At 55.5% G+C, this 20,548-nt stretch carries 18 protein-coding genes; 14 read left to right on the plus strand and 4 right to left on the minus strand.

Going from position 1 to position 20,548, the window contains the following annotated elements; translation table 11 throughout:
* Nucleotides 1-75: 75 nt before the first annotated feature.
* A complete protein-coding gene (gene rstB / locus QQZ17_RS07335; RefSeq protein WP_152404804.1) occupies nt 76-1,377 on the plus strand; it encodes a two-component system sensor histidine kinase RstB in 1,302 nt (433 codons plus the stop codon).
* Between the two features lie 73 nt (nt 1,378-1,450).
* Nucleotides 1,451-2,380 (plus strand): DNA replication terminus site-binding protein, encoded by a 930-nt coding sequence (gene tus / locus QQZ17_RS07340; RefSeq protein WP_152404805.1) that lies wholly within the window; start codon nt 1,451-1,453, stop codon nt 2,378-2,380.
* Here tus and fumC read toward each other — a convergent pair.
* A complete protein-coding gene (fumC, locus tag QQZ17_RS07345; protein ID WP_152404806.1) occupies nt 2,377-3,780 on the minus strand; it encodes a class II fumarate hydratase in 1,404 nt (467 codons plus the stop codon). The genes tus and fumC overlap by 4 nt on opposite strands.
* Nucleotides 3,781-3,921: 141 nt before the next feature.
* On the minus strand, nt 3,922-5,568 hold the full coding sequence (gene fumB, locus QQZ17_RS07350; RefSeq protein WP_152404807.1) for a class I fumarate hydratase: 1,647 nt from the start codon (nt 5,566-5,568) through the stop codon (nt 3,922-3,924).
* Between the two features lie 217 nt (nt 5,569-5,785).
* Between fumB and manA the strand changes: the two genes are divergently transcribed.
* A complete protein-coding gene (manA, locus tag QQZ17_RS07355) occupies nt 5,786-6,961 on the plus strand; it encodes a mannose-6-phosphate isomerase (protein WP_152404808.1) in 1,176 nt (391 codons plus the stop codon).
* A gap of 101 nt (nt 6,962-7,062) precedes the next feature.
* A complete protein-coding gene (locus QQZ17_RS07360; protein ID WP_152404809.1) occupies nt 7,063-8,544 on the plus strand; it encodes a YdgA family protein in 1,482 nt (493 codons plus the stop codon).
* 26 nt (nt 8,545-8,570) lie between these two features.
* Here the strand turns inward: QQZ17_RS07360 and QQZ17_RS07365 are convergent, their stop codons facing one another.
* Nucleotides 8,571-9,599 carry a Mal regulon transcriptional regulator MalI gene (locus tag QQZ17_RS07365; protein ID WP_152404810.1) on the minus strand — a complete coding sequence of 343 codons (1,029 nt, stop codon included), beginning with the start codon at nt 9,597-9,599 and terminating at the stop codon, nt 8,571-8,573.
* Between the two features lie 176 nt (nt 9,600-9,775).
* Between QQZ17_RS07365 and malX the strand changes: the two genes are divergently transcribed.
* The 3 genes from malX to add all read left to right on the plus strand — a co-directional run bounded on the left by malX (nt 9,776) and on the right by add (nt 13,656).
* The gene (gene malX, locus QQZ17_RS07370) at nt 9,776-11,368 is read left to right on the plus strand and encodes a PTS maltose transporter subunit IICB (protein WP_152404811.1); all 1,593 of its coding nucleotides are present in this window, start codon (nt 9,776-9,778) and stop codon (nt 11,366-11,368) included.
* A 10-nt stretch (nt 11,369-11,378) separates the two neighbouring features.
* A complete protein-coding gene (locus QQZ17_RS07375; protein WP_152404812.1) occupies nt 11,379-12,551 on the plus strand; it encodes a MalY/PatB family protein in 1,173 nt (390 codons plus the stop codon).
* A 103-nt stretch (nt 12,552-12,654) separates the two neighbouring features.
* On the plus strand, nt 12,655-13,656 hold the full coding sequence (gene add / locus QQZ17_RS07380; protein WP_152404813.1) for an adenosine deaminase: 1,002 nt from the start codon (nt 12,655-12,657) through the stop codon (nt 13,654-13,656).
* A 39-nt stretch (nt 13,657-13,695) separates the two neighbouring features.
* Here the strand turns inward: add and QQZ17_RS07385 are convergent, their stop codons facing one another.
* Nucleotides 13,696-14,736, minus strand: coding sequence for an oxidoreductase (locus QQZ17_RS07385; RefSeq protein WP_152404814.1), 1,041 nt, complete (start codon nt 14,734-14,736; stop codon nt 13,696-13,698).
* A gap of 242 nt (nt 14,737-14,978) precedes the next feature.
* Between QQZ17_RS07385 and blr the strand changes: the two genes are divergently transcribed.
* From blr to rsxD, 7 genes are all read left to right on the plus strand, one after another.
* Entirely contained in the window at nt 14,979-15,104 is a 126-nt protein-coding gene (gene blr, locus QQZ17_RS07390; RefSeq protein ID WP_284554128.1) for a division septum protein Blr, read from the plus strand.
* Between the two features lie 282 nt (nt 15,105-15,386).
* Entirely contained in the window at nt 15,387-15,602 is a 216-nt protein-coding gene (ydgT, locus tag QQZ17_RS07395; RefSeq protein ID WP_012905703.1) for a transcription modulator YdgT, read from the plus strand.
* A gap of 78 nt (nt 15,603-15,680) precedes the next feature.
* On the plus strand, nt 15,681-16,121 hold the full coding sequence (locus tag QQZ17_RS07400; RefSeq protein ID WP_046480527.1) for a DUF2569 domain-containing protein: 441 nt from the start codon (nt 15,681-15,683) through the stop codon (nt 16,119-16,121).
* A 76-nt stretch (nt 16,122-16,197) separates the two neighbouring features.
* Nucleotides 16,198-16,779 carry an electron transport complex subunit RsxA gene (gene rsxA / locus QQZ17_RS07405; protein WP_005121199.1) on the plus strand — a complete coding sequence of 194 codons (582 nt, stop codon included), beginning with the start codon at nt 16,198-16,200 and terminating at the stop codon, nt 16,777-16,779.
* A complete protein-coding gene (gene rsxB / locus QQZ17_RS07410; protein ID WP_152404816.1) occupies nt 16,779-17,357 on the plus strand; it encodes an electron transport complex subunit RsxB in 579 nt (192 codons plus the stop codon). The genes rsxA and rsxB overlap by 1 nt, the downstream gene beginning before the upstream one ends.
* Entirely contained in the window at nt 17,350-19,488 is a 2,139-nt protein-coding gene (gene rsxC / locus QQZ17_RS07415) for an electron transport complex subunit RsxC (RefSeq protein ID WP_152404817.1), read from the plus strand. Before rsxB ends, rsxC begins: the two co-directional genes overlap by 8 nt.
* Entirely contained in the window at nt 19,489-20,547 is a 1,059-nt protein-coding gene (gene rsxD / locus QQZ17_RS07420) for an electron transport complex subunit RsxD (RefSeq protein ID WP_152404818.1), read from the plus strand.
* Nucleotide 20,548 lies beyond the last annotated feature (1 nt).

Here is a 20,548-nt window from a genome sequence, read left to right on the forward strand (position 1 = left end):
ACGACCTGGACAACAGAGCAACGTACCTGCAATCCGTTTGCATCAGACACAACATTGAACATTCGGTGATTTTTAATGAAGAAACTGTTCGTGCAGTTTTATCTCCTGCTGTTTGTCTGCTTTCTGGTGATGACCCTGCTGGTCGGACTGGTTTATAAATTCACCGCGGAACGAGCCGGCAGGCAGTCGCTCGATGATTTGATGAAAAGCTCGCTCTATCTGATGCGCAGCGAATTGCGCGAGATCCCCCCGCGCGACTGGGGTAAAACGCTCAAAGAGATGGACCTTAATCTCTCTTTTGACCTGCGCGTTGAGCCACTGACGAAATTCACGCTGGATGCCCCAAGTATGCAGCGTTTGCGTGAAGGCGACATCATTGCGCTCGACGATCAGTACACCTTCATTCAGCGCATTCCGCGCAGTCACTATGTACTGGCCGTTGGCCCCATTCCCTATCTCTATTTTCTCCATCAGATGCGCCTGCTGGATATCGCGCTAATGGCGTTTATCGCCATTTCACTGGCCTTTCCGGTGTTTATCTGGATGCGTCCTCACTGGCAGGAAATGCTGCGACTGGAAGCTGCCGCTCAGCGGTTCGGCACCGGTCATCTCAGTGAACGACTGAATTTTGACAGCGGTTCCAGCTTTGAACGCCTGGGCATTGCCTTTAACCAGATGGCGGACAATATCAATGCGCTGATCGCCAGTAAAAAACAGCTGATCGACGGGATTGCCCATGAACTGCGTACCCCGTTGGTTCGACTTCGCTACCGGCTGGAGATGAGTGAAAACCTCAGTGAGCAGGAGTCTCTGGCGCTTAATCGCGATATCGGGCAACTCGAAGCGCTGATTGAAGAACTGTTAACCTACGCCCGGCTCGACAGACCGCAGAATGAACTGCATTTGAGCGAACCGGACCTCCCAAACTGGCTCACGGCGCACATTGACGATGTACAGAGCGTGAATCCTGAGCGAACGCTTCAGGTTTCACACCTCGTCAACGGCGATTACGGTGCGCTGGATATGCGACTCATGGAACGGGTGCTGGATAATCTGTTAAACAACGCGCTGCGCTATTGCCAGTCCACGGTGCAGATAAGCCTGCAACTTAGCGATCGTTTCGCCACGCTGGTCGTTGAAGATGACGGTCCAGGCATTGCCCCGGAAGCCAGAGAGAACGTTTTCGAGCCTTTTGTTCGCCTGGATCCGAGTCGGGATCGCGCCACCGGCGGCTGCGGTCTGGGTCTGGCTATCGTCTACTCTATCGCTCAGGCGATGGGTGGCACGGTCAGCTGTGGGGAAAGTGAACTGGGCGGTGCCCGCTTCAGCTTTTGTTGGCCGATCCGGCACACACTTTCCGAATTAACCGCTGGCTAACGCCACCCGCACCGTAGTCGCAGGCTAAATAACCTGCTATAAATTGAGTATGTTGTAACTAATGAGGTACCCAATGGCCCGTTACGATCTCGTCGACAGACTGAATACCACGTTTCGCCTGATGGAGCAGGCGCTGGCAGAACTGACACAAGCGCTCGGACAACATCAACTGATGATTGCCCGCGTCTTTTCGCTACCGGAAGTGACCAAAGAGGCCGAGCACTCCCCGCTGGATACCATTGCGGTGAAGCAGCATCTGGGCAAAGAGGCCGAAACGCTGGCGCTGGCGCATTATCGTCACCTGTTTATTCAGCAGCAATCCGAATCCCGCAGCAGTAAAGCGGCGGTGCGTCTGCCGGGTGTGCTGTGCTATCAGGTTGACGGTGCAGGCCAGGCCGCGCTGGAAAACCAGGTGCTACGTATCAATCAGTTGAAAACCACTTTTGAGCATATTGTCACCGTCGAGTCCGGTTTGCCGTCCGCCGCGCGCTTTGAATGGGTCCATCGCCATCTGCCGGGGTTGATTACGCTTAATGCCTACCGGATGCTGACGGTGATAAACGATCCGGCGACACTGCGCTTTGGCTGGGCGAACAAGCATATCATCAAGAATCTGACGCGCGATGAGGTCCTGGCGCAACTGGAAAAGAGTCTGAATACCCCGCGCAGCGTGCATCCCTGGACGCGCGAAGAGTGGCAGGCAAAGCTTGAGCGCGAGTATCAGGACATCGCCGCCCTGCCGCAGCAGGCAAAACTGAAAATTAAGCGTCCGGTGAAGGTCCAACCCATTGCCAGAGTCTGGTACAAAGGCGAACAAAAGCAGGTACAGCATGCCTGCCCGACGCCGCTTATCGCGTTAATCAATACGGAAAACGGTGCAGGCATGCCGGATATTGGCGAGCTACTGAACTACGACGCCGAAAACGTACAGCATCGATTTAAACCGCAGGCGCAGCCGCTGCATCTGATCATTCCGCGACTGCACCTGTATGTGGCAGATTAACGACCCGGTTTCATGCTGCCGACCATCTGCTCTGGCCGCACCCAGCTGTCGAACTCCGCTTCGGTGAGATAGCCCAGCGCCAGAGCCGCCGCTTTCAGCGTCAGCCCCTCTTTATGCGCTTTCTTGGCGATTTCCGCCGCTTTGTCGTAGCCAATATGGGTATTCAGCGCGGTAACCAGCATCAGCGATTCATTGAGCAACTGATTAATCCGCTCGCGATTTGGCTCAATACCGACCGCACAATGCGCATTAAAGCTCTCCATACCATCCGCCAGCAGACGCACCGATTGCAGGAAGTTGTGAATCACCATAGGACGGAAGACGTTCAGTTCGAAATTGCCTGACGCTCCGCCGATGTTGATCGCCACATCGTTCCCCATCACCTGACAGCACAGCATCGTCAGCGCCTCGCACTGGGTCGGGTTGACCTTGCCTGGCATTATCGAGCTACCCGGTTCATTTTCCGGGATCGCAATTTCGCCAATGCCGCAGCGCGGCCCCGATGCCAGCCAGCGCACGTCGTTGGCAATTTTCATTAGCGACGCCGCCAGCCCTTTCAGCGCGCCGTGGGCGTGAACCAGCGCATCGCAGGTTGCCAGCGCTTCGAACTTGTTCGGTGCCGTGACAAAGGGAGCGTGGGTAATTGCCGCCAGTTCGTCGGCGACGCGGCGGGCATACTCCGGATGCGTATTCAGCCCGGTGCCAACGGCTGTACCGCCCAGCGCCAGTTCCGCCACGTGTGGCAGGCTGTTTTCGATGTGTCGCAGATTATGTTCTAACATCGCCACCCAACCGGAAATCTCCTGCCCCAGCGTCAGCGGCGTGGCGTCCTGGAGATGAGTACGGCCAATTTTGACAATATCAGCGAAGGCGTGTGATTTTTCGTTCAGCGTTTTTGTTAATACCTGCAACTGCGGAATAAGATGGCTGCGTAGCGCCAGCAGCGCAGCGACATGCATCGCCGTCGGAAAGACGTCGTTTGAACTCTGGCTCTTGTTGACATCATCATTAGGATGGACTTTGCGCTCCATGCCGCGAACGCCGCCAAGCAGTTCACTGGCCCGGTTTGCCAGCACTTCGTTCATGTTCATGTTGCTTTGCGTACCTGACCCGGTCTGCCAGATAGCCAGAGGAAACTCCTGTGCGTGTTTATCTGCCAGCACCTCATCGGCAGCCTGCATAATTGCGGCGGCTTTTTCGGCGTCCAGCAGCCCTAAATCTTCGTTAACCTTTGCCGCTGCGCGCTTGGTGAGCGCCAGCGCGTGGATCAGCGAGACGGGCATTTTCTCGGTGGAGATACGAAAATGCTCAAGCGAACGCTGGGTTTGCGCTCCCCACAGCTTATCTGCCGGGACATCAATCGCGCCCATCGAATCTTTCTCGCTGCGTACCGTTACCATGACCTGCTCCTTAGATAATGAATTGATTAGGTTATGTTCGACATTGCCCACTTGCTTGCGGTCTTATGAGTATCAACGATGACAGCACCACCGTTTGGTGGTTTGTGCGATAAAAAAAACCGCCCCGAAGGGCGGCTGACGTTACTTAACGCAGCGTGCGCACTGCGACGTCTGAATCTGCTGGAAGAAATCGTTTCCTTTATCGTCAACAAGAATAAAGGCCGGGAAATCTTCGACTTCGATTTTCCAGATAGCTTCCATTCCCAGTTCCGGATATTCCACGCACTCCAGGCTCTTGATGCTGCCCTGCGCCAGAACGGCTGCCGGACCGCCAATGCTGCCGAGATAGAATCCGCCGTGTTTTTGACAGGCATCGGTCACCTGCTGACTGCGGTTACCTTTCGCCAGCATGATCATACTCCCACCCTGCGACTGAAGCTGGTCGACATACGAGTCCATACGCCCGGCGGTAGTCGGACCGAGTGAACCGGAGGCGTAGCCTTCCGGCGTTTTCGCAGGACCCGCGTAGTAAATCGGGTGATCTTTCACATACTGCGGCAGCCCTTCGCCATTATCCATCCGCTCTTTCAATTTTGCGTGCGCGATATCACGACCGACGATAATCGTGCCGTTCAGGGAAAGACGAGTCGAAACCGGGTATTGCGATAGCTGTTCAAGGATCGCTTTCATGGGACGATTCAGGTCCACGCGTACCGCTTCCCCTTCGCCCGCTTTACGCAGTTCTTCAGGAATGTACTTACCCGGATTGTGCTCCAGTTTTTCGATCCAGATGCCTTTGCGGTTGATCTTCGCTTTGATGTTTCTGTCCGCCGAACAGGAGACGCCCATCCCGACCGGACAAGACGCGCCGTGACGCGGCAGACGGATCACGCGAACATCATGGGCAAAGTATTTGCCGCCAAACTGTGCGCCTAAGCCGAGGTTTTGCGCCTCCAGCAGCAGTTCTTTTTCCAGCTCAACGTCGCGGAACGCCTGACCGTGCTCATTTCCTTCCGTCGGCAGTTCGTCATAGTATTTTGCCGACGCCAGCTTCACGGTCTTCAGGTTCGCTTCCGCCGACGTCCCGCCTACCACAAAAGCGATATGGTATGGCGGACAGGCTGCGGTTCCGAGCGTGCGCATCTTCTCGACCAGGTAGTTTTTCAGCTTGCCCGGTGTTAATAGCGCTTTGGTTTCCTGCCAGAGATAGGTCTTGTTCGCTGAGCCGCCGCCCTTCGCAATGCAAAGAAATTTGTACTCATCGCCATCGACGCTATAGAGGTCAATCTGCGCAGGCAGGTTGGTGCCGGTATTCACCTCTTTATACATATCCAGCGCGGCATTTTGCGAGTAGCGCAGGTTATCTTCGATGTACGTGTTGTACACCCCACGCGCCAGCGCCGCCTCATCACCACCGCCGGTCCAGACGCGCTGGCCTTTTTTCCCGACGATTATCGCCGTGCCGGTGTCCTGACAGGTTGGCAGAATACCTTTTGCCGCGATGTCAGAGTTACGCAGGAACTGCAGCGCCACATACTTGTCGTTTTCACTGGCCTGCGGGTCACGCAGAATATCGGCAACCTGCTGTTGGTGCGCAGGACGCAGCATAAATGAAGCGTCATGGAAGGCCTGGCGCGCGAGCAGCGTCAGCGCTTGCGGGTCGACTTTGAGGATCTCTTGTCCTTCAAATTCGGCGACGGAAACATATTCACTGGTCAGCAGGGTGTATTCGGTATCATCCTTTTTAAGGGGAAAAGGATCCTGATAATGAAAGGGTTTGTTTGACATTGTTCTCTCACTTACTGCTCGGTCTGATTTTCTTAGGCTTCAGGGCAGATGTTCCATTGCCCTCGTTAAAAGCGAGTTACACTATCCTACACATTTTTTTAACAAAAACTGAGACAAGTACGACTTTTTGCGCCCACAGGTTACTTCCCACAGGTTTCTTGCTTTAATAGTCGAATTAAGTTTTCACTGATTTCCAACTTGCAACAGGGCATTGAACATGCAAAAACTCATCAACTCCGTGCAGAACTACGCCTGGGGAAGTAAAACGGCGCTGACAGAACTCTATGGTCTGGCGAATCCGCAGCAGTTACCCATGGCGGAACTGTGGATGGGCGCACACCCGAAGAGCAGTTCGAAGATTGAAGATACCAGCGGACGCATTGTGTCGCTGCGTGACGCGATCGACAGTCGGCAATCCGCCTTGCTCGGCGATGCCGTGGCAAAGCGCTTCGGGGAGCTGCCGTTCCTGTTTAAAGTGCTGTGTGCCGCGCAGCCGCTGTCCATTCAGGTACACCCAAACAAGCGTAATTCTGAAATCGGCTTTGCTAAAGAAAATGCCGCCGGTATCCCGATGGATGCCGCAGAGCGCAACTACAAAGATCCGAACCATAAGCCGGAACTGGTTTTCGCCCTGACCCCGTTCCTTGCCATGAACGCATTCCGCGAGTTCTCTGAAATCGTTTCACTGCTGCAACCGGTGGCTGGCGCGCACACCGCCATCGCCCATTTTCTGGAAGACCCCAACGCTGAACGTCTGAGCGAGCTGTTTGCCGGTCTGCTGAGTATGCAGGGCGAAGAGAAATCCCGGGCGCTGGCGATTCTGAAAGCGGCGCTGGAAACCCAACAGGGCGAACCGTGGCAGACTATCCGCCTTATCGCAGAATTTTACCCGGACGACAGCGGTCTCTTCTCGCCTCTGTTGCTGAACGTGGTGAAACTGAATCCTGGCGAAGCGATGTTCCTGTTCGCCGAAACGCCGCATGCCTATCTGCAGGGCGTGGCGCTGGAGGTTATGGCGAACTCCGATAACGTGCTGCGTGCGGGTCTGACACCGAAGTACATCGACATCCCGGAACTGGTCGCCAATGTTAAGTTCGACGCAAAACCGGCAAACCAGTTACTGACCACGCCGGTGAAAAACGGCGCGGAACTCGATTTCCCTATCCCGGTGGATGATTTCGCGTTCTCCCTGCACGCTCTGTCAGCCGAAGAGACGACGATTGACCAGCAAAGCGCGGCGATCCTGTTTTGCGTTGAAGGCGAAGCGGTGTTGAGCAAAGGCGAACAGAGTCTGGTACTTAAACCGGGGGAATCGGCGTTTATCAGCGCTGAAGAGTCGCCGGTGAGCATGAGTGGCGTGGGTCGTGTGGCGCGGGTTTACAACAAACTCTAGCAACTTACTGAATTCTGTAGTAACTCTTGCTAAGCTTGTAAAGGGCTTATGACTTTGCCGGGCGGTCCCTACCGCCTGGTTTCATTTTATGGACAAACAATATGAAAAAATCGCTGGTAGCTGCAGGTGTGATCGTCGCACTCGGCGTCGTCTGGACAGGCGGTGCGTGGTACACAGGTAAGAAGCTGGAAACCCATCTTGCTGAGATGGTCAGCCAGGCCAATGCGCAGATTAAACTCACCGCACCGGAAGCAAACGTGGAACTCGCTTATCAGAACTATCAGCGTGGCGTATTCAGTAGCCAGTTACAGTTAGTGCTTAAGCCGGTGGCGGGAAAAGAGAATCCATGGCTGAAAGCGGGCCAGAGCGTGGTGCTTGATGAATCCGTCGATCACGGTCCCTTCCCGTTTGCCCAACTGAAAACCTTTAATCTCCTGCCGTCGATGGCTTCGGTGAAAACCACCCTGGTGAACAACGACGTCAGCAAACCGCTCTTTGAGATGGCGAAAGGTGAAACGCCTTTTGAGGTCAATTCTCGTATTAACTATAGCGGCGATACCCGTTCCGCACTGTCGCTGAAACCGCTGAACTATGAGAAAGGGGCTGAGAAAGTCGCGTTCAGCGGCGGCGACTTTATCTTCAATGCTGATAAAGAAGGAAAAGTGGTATCCCTTTCCGGTGAGGCGAAGAGCGGTCTGGTCGATGCAGTAAATGAGTACGATCAGAAGGTCCAGGTCTCCTTTAATGACCTGAAAACAGAAGGTTCCAGCACGCTTGCCAGCTTCGGTGAGCGCGTCGGCAACCAGAAAGTCACGATTGGGAAAGTAGCGCTCGCCGTGGAAGGCAAAGAGATGGCGCTGCTGGAAGGCATGGAGATCAGCGGTAAAACCGATCTCGTGGATGACGGTAAAACCATCAACAGCCAGCTGGATTACGCCCTGAACAGCCTGAAGGTTCAGAATCAGGATCTGGGCAGCGGCAAGCTGACGCTGAAAGTGGGCCAGATTGACGGCGCGGCCTGGCATCAGTTCAGCCAGCAGTATAACGCCCAGACCCAGGCGCTGTTATCTCAACCGGACATAGCGGATAACCCGGAACTGTATCAGCAGAAAGTGACCGAAGCCTTCTTCGGTGCCCTGCCGCTGTTGATGAAAGGCGAACCGACGATCACCATTGCACCGCTGAGCTGGAAAAATGCCAAAGGCGAAACCGCGCTGAATGTATCTCTGTTCCTGAAGGATCCGTCCGCCGCACAGGGCGAGCCGCAGACGCTGGCTGACGAAGTCGATCGCTCAGTGAAATCGTTCGACGGTAAGCTATCGATTCCGGTGGACATGGCCGTTGAGTTCATGACTCAGGTTGCCCGACTCGAAGGTTATCAACAGGATGAAGCGGCTAAGCTTGCCAACCAGCAGGTGAAGGGGCTGGCCGCAATGGGACAGATGTTCCGCATTACCACCCTTGAGGACAACACCATTGGCACCAGCCTGCAGTACGCTAACGGTCAGGTGACCTTAAACGGTAAGAAGATGCCGCTGGAAGAGTTTGTCGCGATGTTTGGTATGGTATTGCCGCAGCAATAATCGTTAAAGCCCCTCTACGGAGGGGTTTATTTTTGCACCACCAGCCGCGCAGACAGCGTCTGATTACGGGAGTGACTCTCTTCGTGTGCAAGACGTTGCAGCATGCGCTCCGCCAGGCTGTACCCCATTTCCCGGGCCGGTATCGTCGCCCAGACAATCGGCAAATCGTCCAGTGCGTTTTCCGCCACGTCAGCAAAGGCGCCTAACGAGACCTGTTGTTCAAAGTAGCGATCGACCCCCACTTCACCGCTCTGCCGCCCCGCCCGCATCAGACCAAACCACGCCCCCATCGCAATGGTTTCGTTGTAGCACACCACGGCGCTGATGGTTGGATTGCGCCGCAGTAACGCGCCGATTGCCTCGGCGGCCTGCTTCTGGCTGGACGCGCACTCCATCACCCAGTCGCTGTGAAACGGTAAACCGTATTTCAGCAGCGTCGCACAGTAGCCGCCGACGCGTTCCGCACGCGTTAATGAAGAACTCTGCCCACCCAGCCAAGCGATGCGCTGATGACCGTGGCGAATCAGATGCTCGGTCAACAGTTGCGCGGCCTGCATGTTGTCCGGACGCACGGTATCCATATCATCCAGATAGCTGGCCCGCGAGGCAAAAACCACCGGAATGCCCTTCTCTTCCGCCATCATGCGCAGGTCGTCGCTACTGCCAGCCGCCCCGGCGATCACCACCCCGTCAACGCCCTGATTCAGTAACATGGCAAAGCGCTGGGCCAGTTGTTCACCATCCTGACCGCCATGCAGTAAAAACACCATCCGCCCCTGTGCTTCCAGCGCTTCCGTTAGTCCCGCCGTCAGTTCCGCATAAAACTGCGCCGACAAATCGCGGACAATCAGTCCGATCACGCCGCTCTGCCCACCCCGTAGCGCCGAGGCCTGACGGTTACGCACAAAACCCAGTTGTTCTATTGCCGCATTCACCCGTTCGCCGGTGGCGGTTGAAATGCGACCCTTGCCGCTGAGCACCAGTGAAACCGTACTGACGGAGACACCTGCCGCAAGGGCGACATCGTGAATAGTGATTTTTTTGGCTATAGCCATAAAAACGCCGGACTCCCTGATAATGTGACAGATAAAACGTTTTATCTATAACTTATATTTATACGCGTAATCATCCGCTGATAATGTGACTTTCACCGCACTAAAAAATGGTAAAACGTTTTATCTTCTTGCTCAAATTTGCTCATTACCAATGGATTTGCACAAGGAGTCGTTAGATGACGGCGAAGACAACACCAAAAATTACATTGTGGGAGTTTTTCCAGCAGTTGGGGAAAACGTTTATGTTGCCCGTGGCACTGCTTTCGTTTTGCGGGATTATGCTCGGGATTGGCAGTTCGTTAAGCAGCCACGATGTGATCACCCTGCTTCCGGCACTGGGTAATCCGGTGCTACAGGCCATCTTTACCTGGATGAGCAAAGTGGGCTCCTTCGCCTTTAGTTTCCTGCCGGTGATGTTCTGTATTGCTATCCCGCTCGGACTGGCGCGCGAAAACAAAGGCGTTGCGGCGTTCGCCGGTTTTGTCGGTTACGCGGTAATGAACCTCGCCGTCAACTTCTGGCTGACCGCGAAAGGCATTCTGCCAACCACCGATGCGGCAGTACTGAAAGCCAATAACATCCAGAATATCCTCGGCATCCAGTCCATCGACACCGGGATCCTCGGCGCGGTAATCGCCGGTATCATCGTCTGGATGCTGCACGAGCGTTTCCATAACATCCGCCTGCCGGATGCGCTGGCGTTCTTCGGCGGCACCCGCTTTGTCCCGATCGTCTCCTCGGTGGTGATGGGTCTGGTCGGTCTGGTGATCCCGCTGGTGTGGCCGGTTTTCGCGATGGGAATCAGCGGCCTGGGCCATATGATTAACAGCGCGGGTGACTTTGGTCCAATGCTGTTTGGTACGGGCGAACGCCTGCTGTTGCCGTTTGGTTTGCATCACATTCTGGTGGCGCTGATTCGCTTTACCGACGCCGGTGGCACCCAGGAAGTGTGCGGTCATTCGGTGAGCGGCGCACTGACTATTTTCCAGGCACAGTTGAGTTGCCCGACCACGCAGGGCTTCTCGGAAAGCGCCACCCGCTTCCTGTCACAGGGTAAAATGCCGGCGTTCCTCGGCGGCTTGCCGGGTGCAGCGTTAGCGATGTACCATTGCGCACGTCCGGAGAACCGTCACAAGATCAAAGGACTGCTGATCTCAGGGTTGATTGCCTGCGTCGTTGGCGGCACGACTGAACCGCTGGAGTTCCTGTTCCTGTTTGTCGCGCCGGTGCTCTATGTCATTCACGCGTTACTGACCGGTCTGGGCTTTACCATGATGTCGGTACTGGGTGTGACTATCGGTAATACCGACGGCAATATTATCGACTTTGTGGTGTTTGGGATCCTGCACGGGCTGTCGACCAAGTGGTATCTGGTACCGGTCGTGGCGGCGGTCTGGTTCGTGGTGTACTACGCCATCTTCCGCTTCGCCATCACCCGCTTTAACCTCAAAACACCGGGTCGTGACAGTGAAATCGCCAGCACGCTCGAAAAAGCCGTTGCCGGAACGCCGGGAAAATCGGGTTATAACGTTCCTGCTATTCTGGCCGCGCTGGGCGGTGCTGATAACATCGTCAGTCTGGATAACTGCATTACCCGCCTGCGTCTTTCTGTTAAAGATATGTCGCAGGTGAACGTGCAGGCGCTGAAGGACAACCGAGCCATTGGCGTTGTGCAGTTGAATCAGCATAACCTACAGGTGGTGATTGGCCCGCAGGTCCAGTCGGTTAAAGACGAAATGGCAGGCCTGATGAATACGGTTCAGGCATAAGGACACGCGCATGTTTGATTTTTCACAGGTTGTCGACCGTCACGGTACGTGGTGCACGCAATGGGATTACGTGGCCGATCGTTTCGGTACCGCCGACCTGCTGCCGTTTACCATCTCTGATATGGATTTCGCGACGGCTCCCTGCATCCTGGAGGCGCTAAATCAGCGCCTCGCACATGGTGTGCTGGGCTACAGTCGCTGGAAGAATGATGCGTTTCTCAGCGCGATCGCCCACTGGTTTGCCCGGCGTCACAACACGCCCATTGATACCGGGTCGCTGGTGTATGGCCCTTCTGTAATCTATATGGTGTCGCAGCTCATCCGCCAGTGGTCTTCTGTCGGCGACGGTGTGGTGCTTCACAACCCGGCCTATGACGCCTTTTATAAGGCCATCGAAGGCAATGAGCGCCACGTTGTGCCGGTGGCGCTGGAGCAGCGAAATGGCGGCTGGCATTGCGACATGGACAAACTGGATGCGGCGCTGGCTCGCCCGGAAAGTAAAATTCTGCTGCTGTGCAGTCCGCATAACCCAACAGGTAAAGTCTGGACGCGCGAAGAACTGGAGACGATGGCGGAACGCTGCCAGCGTCACGGCGTGCGGGTGATATCTGATGAGATTCATATGGATATGGTCTGGGGCGAACAGCCGCATATTCCCTGGAGCAACGTAGCACGCGACCAGTGGGCGCTGTTCACGTCCGCCTCCAAGAGCTTCAACATTCCGGCGCTGACCGGCGCCTGGGGACTGATTGAAGACGCTGACAGTCGCGATGCGTATCTGAGTGCGCTAAAAGGCCGCGATGGCCTGTCGTCTCCCGCCGTGCTGGCGCTGACTGCGCACATTGCAGCCTACGAACAGGGTGCGCCGTGGCTGGATGCGCTGCGGGAGTATCTCAGAGACAATCTGCGCTACGTTGCGGATACGCTGAACCACGCATTTCCTGAACTCAACTGGCAGATACCCCAGTCGACCTATCTCGCGTGGATTGACCTGCGGGCGTTGAACGTTGACGATAGCGCATTGCAGAATGCGCTGATTCAGCAGGAAAAAGTCGCCATCATGCCCGGCTACACCTACGGTGATGAAGGACGCGGTTTTGTGCGCCTGAATGCCGGTTGTCCCCGTTCAAAACTGGAAAAAGGGGTGAACGGGTTAATTAACGCAATCCGCTCAATACGCTGACAGCCTGTTGCGCAATGGAATTAATCATTGCGCTACATAGCTTTTCCCCTGCTTTTGTTTTTATAATAGAGCGCACTTTTATATTCGAATAATGAGTGCGACCATGATTGATACTTCCCTGCCGTTAACTGACATTCATCGCCACCTTGATGGAAACATCCGGGCACAAACCATTCTGGATCTTGGCCGCCAGTTCAATTTGCCCCTCCCCGCACAAACCCTTGAAGCGTTGATCCCTCATGTGCAGGTGACAGCCACAGAACCCGATCTCGTCAGCTTTCTGTCGAAACTGGACTGGGGCGTAAAGGTCTTAGCCTCCCTTGACGCCTGTCGCCGCGTGGCTTTTGAAAACATCGAAGACGCCGCGCGTAATGGCCTGCACTATGTTGAGCTGCGTTTTTCCCCAGGCTACATGGCAATGACGCATCAGCTGCCGGTCGCTGGCGTGGTTGAAGCCGTGATTGCCGGCGTGCGTGAAGGCTGCCAAACCTTTGGCGTACAGGCGCAACTGATCGGCATCATGAGCCGGACCTTCGGCGAAGCCGCCTGCCTGCAAGAACTGGAAGCACTGCTGGCGCACCGCGATCGGATAGCCGCCCTCGACCTTGCCGGTGATGAACTGGGCTTCCCCGGCAGTCTGTTCCTGTCCCATTTCAACCGCGCCCGTGATGCCGGTTGGCATATTACGGTGCACGCCGGTGAGGCCGCCGGTCCGGAAAGCATCTGGCAGGCCATTCGCGAACTGGGTGCGGAACGTATCGGTCACGGCGTAAAAGCGGTAGAGGATCCCGCGCTGATGGATTTCCTCGCTGAACAGCGTATTGGAATCGAATCCTGTCTGACGTCAAATATTCAGACCAGCACCGTGCCGTCGTTATCCGTCCATCCGCTGAAGACGTTCCTGGAGCACGGCATCCTCGCCAGCCTGAACACTGACGACCCGGCGGTCCAGGGGGTGGATATTATTCACGAATATACGGTCGCGGCACCGGCAGCGGGACTGAGCCGTGAGCAGATTCGTCAGGCGCAGATCAACGGGCTGGAAAGCGCCTTCCTGAGCGCAGCGGAAAAACAGGCGCTGCGTGAAAAAGTCGCAACGGCATAAAGATAAAGGCCCGATGAATTTCATCGGGCCTTTAAGACATCAGGCAAGACATAACGTCGAACGATGCTTCGCCGACTCAATGCCCAGCTCAATCAATTCCATGATCTGGATGGCCTGGCTCGCCGGTACCGGGTTTTCGCCGTTACCATTCAGCGCGTCGCGGATCCCGGCATAATACGCCGGATAATTCCCCGGCACGGTCAGCCAGGTCTCTTCCACCCGCGTTTCGCCTTCAACGCGTGTGACGATGCCATCACGCATATCATAACCCCAGTCTTCCTGCGGCAGACGTTCCCCGCTTTTAAGGCGCTCTTCCTGCGGATCAAGACCATACTTCACATAGCTGCCGCGCGAACCATGCACGATGTAACGTGCCGATTCCGCCGCGGCCAGCATCGTACCGTGCAAAATAACCCGACGCTGTGGATAGGAAAGCGTGGCATGGAAGTAGTCCGTTGACTGCGCCCCCGGACGCAACTGCGCTAAATCTACCGTCATGCTGACAGGCAGGCCGAACAAATTGATCGCCTGGTCAAGGAGATGCGGAGCCAGATCGTACCAGATACCGCTCCCCGGCCCCCCTTGCTCACGCCAGCGGTCGCGCACCTGCGGACGAAAGCGATCGAAATGCGATTCGAAATAGGCGACCTCACCCAAAACGCCTTCTGCCAGCATCGCTTTCAGGGTCAAAAAGTCACTGTCCCAGCGGCGATTGTGGAAAACAGAAAGCACCCGTCCCAGGCTGCGCGACAGCGCATCCAGCTCACGAGCTTGTGACAGTGTCACGGTGAAGGGCTTATCCACCACCACATGTTTGCCGGCTTCCAGCGCCGCTTTGGCCAACGGGAAGTGGGTATCGTTGGGGGTAGGAATGACAATCAGATCGATATTGGGGTCATTAAACAGATGCTTCGGCTCAGAGACAACGGCCACGGAAGGCCAGTCCGCCTTCACTTTCGCTGCATCGCTACTGGATACTGCCGCCAGCTCCAGTCCCGGTGTGCCGTCAATCAGGGGAGCATGGAACGTTTTACTGGCGTATCCGTAGCCAATCAGTCCTACACGGATGTTGTCACTCATATCTCTGCCTCTCGTTTCAGTCTGCTGACTATTTCACACTATCCATAAACCACTAACAATAGTTTACTCACCCCGCCGCAAGAAAGGTCGTTATTTAACTTAAGTCAAATAAATGTCACTTTCGCGCATTTTGTCGATATAAAGTCACTGAAATCGTTCCCAAAACACTTGCCGGGATAATTATTGCTAAGTAACATCTGCTGCCTGTATTTAAGGATAAATCAACGCAAATGTCGTCAGTCATCGATCGTCTTATTCAATTAACAGGTTGGGTGGTTCTCGCAGTTTCTGTGGTCCTCCTCGGCGTCGCTAATCATATTGATAATTATCAGCCTCCCGAACCGACCGCCGCTATTCAGCAGAAATAGTGTGCCAGGCGACGTATGTCGCCTGGAAGGTCTGTTTTCCCCTGTTGATTGCAGAAAAAGCCGTAAAAATTATCTGAAAAAGCGGATTGTGCGGCTTCCTGCCTCTGCGCGTATTGCCAGTCATAGCGAAGCGCGTTACCCTTCGCTCTGGTGTCGTCTGACACGTCAAACACCACTTAAGAAAATACTTTGTTGACATTTGCCTGCCGGTTCTTTTCGCCGGAAAGGTTTATTTACGTTCACGACTCGTAGGCTTTATTTTTATAATAGGGATCCCTGTTTATGACTGTTCAGGATTATTTATTAAAATTTCGCAAAATTAGCTCGCTCGAAAGTCTGGAAAAACTGTTTGACCATCTGCACTACACCCTTACCGATGACCAGGACATTATCAATATGTATCGCGCTGCCGATCACCGTCGCGCTGAACTGGTCTCCGGCGGTCGCCTTTTTGATGTTGGCCAGGTACCGAAATCAGTCTGGCGCTACGTGCAATAAGAAAGTAGCGCTTGCCGGTAAAAGCTTTATAATAACCGCCCCAAAAAGAACGGTACATATGGCAATTCCGGAGATTTTATGACCACAACACCGGCACAGCGCATTGGCGGTTGGTTACTGGGCCCGCTGGCCTGGCTTTTAGTCGCCTTGCTGAGTGCCTCGCTGGCCCTGTTTCTGTATGCTACAGCACTCGCCTCTCCCAAAACGTTTGCGATGCTGGCAGAGCAAAGTACCGGCAATCTGCTGTTGTGGGGCGTCTCTTTTCTCACCGCGATCGCCATGTGGTATTACACCCTGTGGTTGACGATTGCGTTCTTTAAGCGCAGACGCAGTGTTCCGAAACATTATATTATCTGGCTACTGGTCTCCGTCTTGCTGGCGGTTAAAGCCTTTGCTTTTTCACCAGTACCCGACGCACTCGCGGTACGCCAGTTGCTATTTCCGCTGCTGGCGGCGGCACTGTTAGTGCCCTATTTCAAGCGCTCAGTACGTGTGAAAACCACCTTTGTGAATCCGTAATAACCCTACAGTTAACCTGTTGTCGCCTGCTGTAGATTGTCAGATAATAGGCGGCTTTTTTATTTCAGGCCGAAAAATGACTGATTACCTGCTGCTGTTTGTCGGAACTGTACTGGTCAATAACTTTGTACTGGTTAAGTTTCTGGGTCTTTGTCCCTTTATGGGCGTTTCCAAAAAACTGGAAACCGCGATGGGGATGGGGCTCGCGACCACGTTTGTGATGACGCTGGCTTCAATCTGCGCCTGGCTGATTGACACCTGGATCCTGATTCCGCTCGATCTCATTTATCTGCGTACGCTGGCCTTTATTCTGGTTATCGCGGTCGTGGTGCAATTTACCGAAATGGTGGTGCGCAAAACCAGCCCGGCGCTCTATCGTCTGCTGGGGATCTTCTTGCCGCTTATCACCACCAACTGTGCGGTTCTCGGTGTGGCGCTGTTGAATATCAATCTCGGCCACAACTTTTTGCAGTCGGCACTGTACGGCTTTTCCGCCGCTGTCGGCTTCTCACTGGTGATGGTGCTGTTTGCGGCGATTCGCGAGCGTCTCGCCGTCGCGGATGTGCCTGCTCCGTTTCGCGGTAACGCCATTGCGCTGATTACCGCCGGGTTAATGTCTCTGGCCTTTATGGGCTTTAGTGGTTTGGTGAAGTTGTAATGAATGCTATCTGGATTGCCGTTGCCGCCGTGAGCCTGCTGGGTCTGGTGTTCGGCGCTATCCTGGGTTATGCCTCCCGTCGTTACGCGGTGGAGGATGATCCTGTCGTTGAAAAGATTGATGAAATTCTGCCGCAAAGCCAGTGCGGGCAATGCGGCTATCCTGGCTGTCGCCCCTACGCGGAAGCGATTGGTGGCCAGGGCGAAAAAATTAACCGCTGTGCGCCCGGCGGCGAAGCGGTCATGTTGAAAATTGCGGAACTGCTGAACGTCGATCCCCAACCGATTGATGGCGATGAACAAGACGTTGCGCCGGTTCGCATGCTGGCGGTAATTGATGAAGCTAATTGCATTGGCTGCACCAAATGTATTCAGGCCTGTCCGGTGGACGCAATTATTGGCGCTACGCGCGCCATGCACACGGTGATGAGCGATTTGTGCACGGGTTGCAATCTGTGCGTTGACCCCTGCCCGACTCACTGCATTGAACTGCGTCCGGTCGCCGAAACGCCTGACAACTGGAAGTGGGATTTGAACACGATCCCCGTGCGTATTATCCCCGTGGAACACCATGCTTAAGTTATTCTCTGCTTTCAGAAAAGATAAGATCTGGGATTTCAACGGCGGCATCCATCCGCCGGAAATGAAAACACAGTCAAACGGCACGCCGCTGCGCCAGGTTCCCCTCGCGCAGCGTTTCGTTATTCCGCTCAAACAGCATATCGGTGCTGAAGGGGAACTGTGCGTCACCGAAGGGCAGCATGTACTGCGCGGACAGCCGCTAACCCGTGGATGGGGAAGAATGCTCCCGGTTCATGCGCCTACCTCCGGGACGGTGGTGGCGATTGCGCCCCACTCGACGGCGCACCCTTCAGCATTAGCCGAGCTGAGCGTAATCATTGATGCCGACGGTGAAGACCGTTGGATTGAGCGTGAAGGCTGGCAGGATTACCGTTCGCAGAGTCGCGACGCCCTGATCGCCCGCATTCATCAGTTCGGCGTCGCCGGGCTGGGCGGAGCCGGTTTCCCGACCGGGAATAAATTGCAGGGCGGCGGCGACAAAATTCAAACGCTGATCATCAACGCCGCGGAATGTGAACCCTATATCACCGCCGACGATCGTCTGATGCAGGATTGTGCGGCGCAGATCGTCGAGGGTATCCGCATTCTGGCGCATATTCTGCAACCGCGTGAAATCCTTATTGGTATTGAAGATAACAAACCGCAGGCGATCTCAATGCTGCGTGCGGTGCTGGCCGGCTCGCAGGATATCGCGCTGCGCGTGATCCCAACGAAATACCCTTCGGGCGGGGCAAAGCAGCTTACCCAAATCCTGACCGGAAAACAGGTTCCTCACGGCGGTCGTTCTTCCGACATCGGCGTACTGATGCAAAACGTCGGCACGGCGTATGCGGTTAAACGTGCGATTATTGACGGCGAACCGATTACCGAGCGCGTTGTGACCCTCACCGGTGAAGCGGTCAGTCGTCCGGGTAACGTCTGGGCGAGACTCGGTACGCCGGTACGCCATCTGCTTAATGATGCGGGTTTCTGCCCTTCTGCCGATCAGATGGTGATCATGGGCGGCCCATTGATGGGCTTCACCCTGCCGTGGCTCGATGTCCCGGTGGTGAAGATAACCAACTGTTTGCTGGCACCGTCGGCAACGGAAATGGGCGAGCCGCAGGAAGAGAAAGGCTGCATTCGCTGTAGCGCCTGTGCCGACGCCTGCCCGGCCGATCTTCTGCCCCAGCAGCTCTACTGGTTCAGTAAAGGACAGCAGCATGACAAAGCCACCGCGCATAACATTGCCGACTGCATTGAGTGTGGCGCTTGCGCCTGGGTCTGCCCAAGCAACATTCCGCTGGTGCAATATTTCCGTCAGGAAAAAGCTGAGCTTTATGCAATAAGCCAGGAAGAAAAGCGCGCGGCGGAAGCCAAAGCGCGTTTCGAAGCGCGTCAGGCTCGCCTGGAGCGTGAGAAAGCCGCGCGTCTGGAACGTCATAAGAAAGCCGCCGTACAGCCAGCGGCGAAGGATCAGGATGCCATTGCCGCCGCCCTGGCTCGCGTTAAAGAGAAACAGGCTCAGGCGACGCAACCGGTAATGATTAAAGCGGGTGAAACGCCGGACAATAGCGCGGTGATTGCGGCTCGTGAAGCGCGTAAAGCGCTGGCGCGAGCAAAACAGGCCGAGAACGCCACCGCTACTGACACCGATCCGCGTAAAGCCGCCGTCGAAGCCGCTATTGCCCGCGCAAAGGCGCGCAAACAGGAACAGCAGGCCAGCAGCGAACCCGCCGCGTCTGATGAACCGGTGGACTCGCGTAAAGCGGCCGTCGAAGCCGCTATTGCCCGCGCAAAGGCGCGCAAGCAGGAGCAGCAGGCCAGCAGTAAACCCGCCGCGTCTGATGAACCGGTGGACCCGCGCAAAGCCGCCGTCGAAGCCGCTATTGCCCGCGCGAAGGCACGCAAGCAGGAGCAGCAGGCCAGCAACGAACCCGCTGCGTCTGATGAACCGGTGGACCCACGTAAAGCCGCCGTCGAAGCCGCTATTGCCCGCGCGAAGGCGCGCAAACAGGAACAGCAGGCCAGCAGTAAACCCGCCGCGTCGGATAAACCGGTGGACTCGCGTAAAGCGGCCGTCGAAGTCGCAATAGCACGGGCAAAAGCCAAAAGAGACGCTCAGCAGCAGGTTGTTAACGAGGATTAAATGGTATTCAGAATCGCAAGCTCTCCCTACACGCATAATCAGCGTCAAACGTCGCGCATTATGCTGCTGGTCTTACTTGCCGCCGTGCCGGGAATTGCCGTGCAATGGTGGTTTTTCGGCTGGGGAACTCTGTTGCAGATCGTACTCGCCTGCGCAAGTGCGCTGCTGGCTGAAGCCGCCGTGCTCAGATTACGTAAGCAACCGGTAGTGGCGATTTTAAAGGACAATTCCGCGCTACTGACCGGTCTGCTGCTTGCCGTCAGTATTCCCCCGCTCGCGCCCTGGTGGATGGTGATCCTCGGTACGGTATTCGCGGTGATCATCGCCAAACAGCTGTATGGCGGTCTGGGACAAAACCCGTTCAACCCGGCGATGATTGGCTATGTGGTGCTGCTTATCTCCTTCCCGGTGCAGATGACCAGTTGGTTACCGCCACAGGATATTGCCGCCACAACGCCAGGACTGCTCGATGCCCTGCAGATAATCGTTACCGGACAGACCACCGGCGGGGGCGACATGCATACGCTGCGCATGGGGATTGACGGGATAAGCCAGGCCACGCCGCTGGACACCTTCAAAACGTCCCTGCATGCCGGTCATTCTGTTGAGCAGATCATGCAATACCCCATTTACAGCGGCATCTTTGCCGGTGCGGGCTGGCAGTGGGTCAACCTGGCCTGGCTGGCTGGCGGTGTTTTTCTGCTGCAACAAAACGCTATTCGCTGGCATATTCCGGTTAGCTTCCTGCTCTCATTAGCCGTCTGCGCGATGCTGGGTTGGCTATTTGCGCCTGAGACGCTCGCCTCCCCGCAAATTCATCTGCTCTCCGGGGCAACGATGCTTGGCGCATTCTTCATTCTGACTGACCCGGTGACGGCATCGACGACCAATCGCGGTCGTCTGGTGTTTGGCGCGCTGGCAGGCTTGCTGGTGTGGTTAATCCGCAGTTTCGGCGGCTATCCGGATGGCGTGGCCTTTGCCGTGCTGTTGGCCAATATCACGGTCCCGCTGATTGACTACTACACGCGTCCGCGCGTGTACGGACACCGCAAAGGATAAT

Source organism: Citrobacter sp. T1.2D-1 (assembly GCF_950098555.1).
Lineage (GTDB): Bacteria > Pseudomonadota > Gammaproteobacteria > Enterobacterales > Enterobacteriaceae > Citrobacter_A > Citrobacter_A telavivensis.

Excerpts from the sequence above, each read along its gene's own strand:
- rstB (WP_152404804.1), top strand. The coding sequence starts at position 76 with ATGAAGAAACTGTTCGTGCAGTTTTATCTCCTGCTGTTTGTCTGCTTT.
- QQZ17_RS07400 (WP_046480527.1), top strand. The coding sequence starts at position 15,681 with ATGACCACAACACCGGCACAGCGCATTGGCGGTTGGTTACTGGGCCCG.
- malX (WP_152404811.1), top strand. The coding sequence starts at position 9,776 with ATGACGGCGAAGACAACACCAAAAATTACATTGTGGGAGTTTTTCCAG.
- QQZ17_RS07385 (WP_152404814.1), bottom strand. The coding sequence starts at position 14,736 with ATGAGTGACAACATCCGTGTAGGACTGATTGGCTACGGATACGCCAGT.
- add (WP_152404813.1), top strand. The coding sequence starts at position 12,655 with ATGATTGATACTTCCCTGCCGTTAACTGACATTCATCGCCACCTTGAT.
- QQZ17_RS07365 (WP_152404810.1), bottom strand. The coding sequence starts at position 9,599 with ATGGCTATAGCCAAAAAAATCACTATTCACGATGTCGCCCTTGCGGCA.
- QQZ17_RS07375 (WP_152404812.1), top strand. The coding sequence starts at position 11,379 with ATGTTTGATTTTTCACAGGTTGTCGACCGTCACGGTACGTGGTGCACG.
- rsxB (WP_152404816.1), top strand. The coding sequence starts at position 16,779 with ATGAATGCTATCTGGATTGCCGTTGCCGCCGTGAGCCTGCTGGGTCTG.
- rsxC (WP_152404817.1), top strand. The coding sequence starts at position 17,350 with ATGCTTAAGTTATTCTCTGCTTTCAGAAAAGATAAGATCTGGGATTTC.
- manA (WP_152404808.1), top strand. The coding sequence starts at position 5,786 with ATGCAAAAACTCATCAACTCCGTGCAGAACTACGCCTGGGGAAGTAAA.
- QQZ17_RS07360 (WP_152404809.1), top strand. The coding sequence starts at position 7,063 with ATGAAAAAATCGCTGGTAGCTGCAGGTGTGATCGTCGCACTCGGCGTC.
- tus (WP_152404805.1), top strand. The coding sequence starts at position 1,451 with ATGGCCCGTTACGATCTCGTCGACAGACTGAATACCACGTTTCGCCTG.
- ydgT (WP_012905703.1), top strand. The coding sequence starts at position 15,387 with ATGACTGTTCAGGATTATTTATTAAAATTTCGCAAAATTAGCTCGCTC.
- rsxA (WP_005121199.1), top strand. The coding sequence starts at position 16,198 with ATGACTGATTACCTGCTGCTGTTTGTCGGAACTGTACTGGTCAATAAC.
- rsxD (WP_152404818.1), top strand. The coding sequence starts at position 19,489 with ATGGTATTCAGAATCGCAAGCTCTCCCTACACGCATAATCAGCGTCAA.
- fumC (WP_152404806.1), bottom strand. The coding sequence starts at position 3,780 with ATGGTAACGGTACGCAGCGAGAAAGATTCGATGGGCGCGATTGATGTC.
- fumB (WP_152404807.1), bottom strand. The coding sequence starts at position 5,568 with ATGTCAAACAAACCCTTTCATTATCAGGATCCTTTTCCCCTTAAAAAG.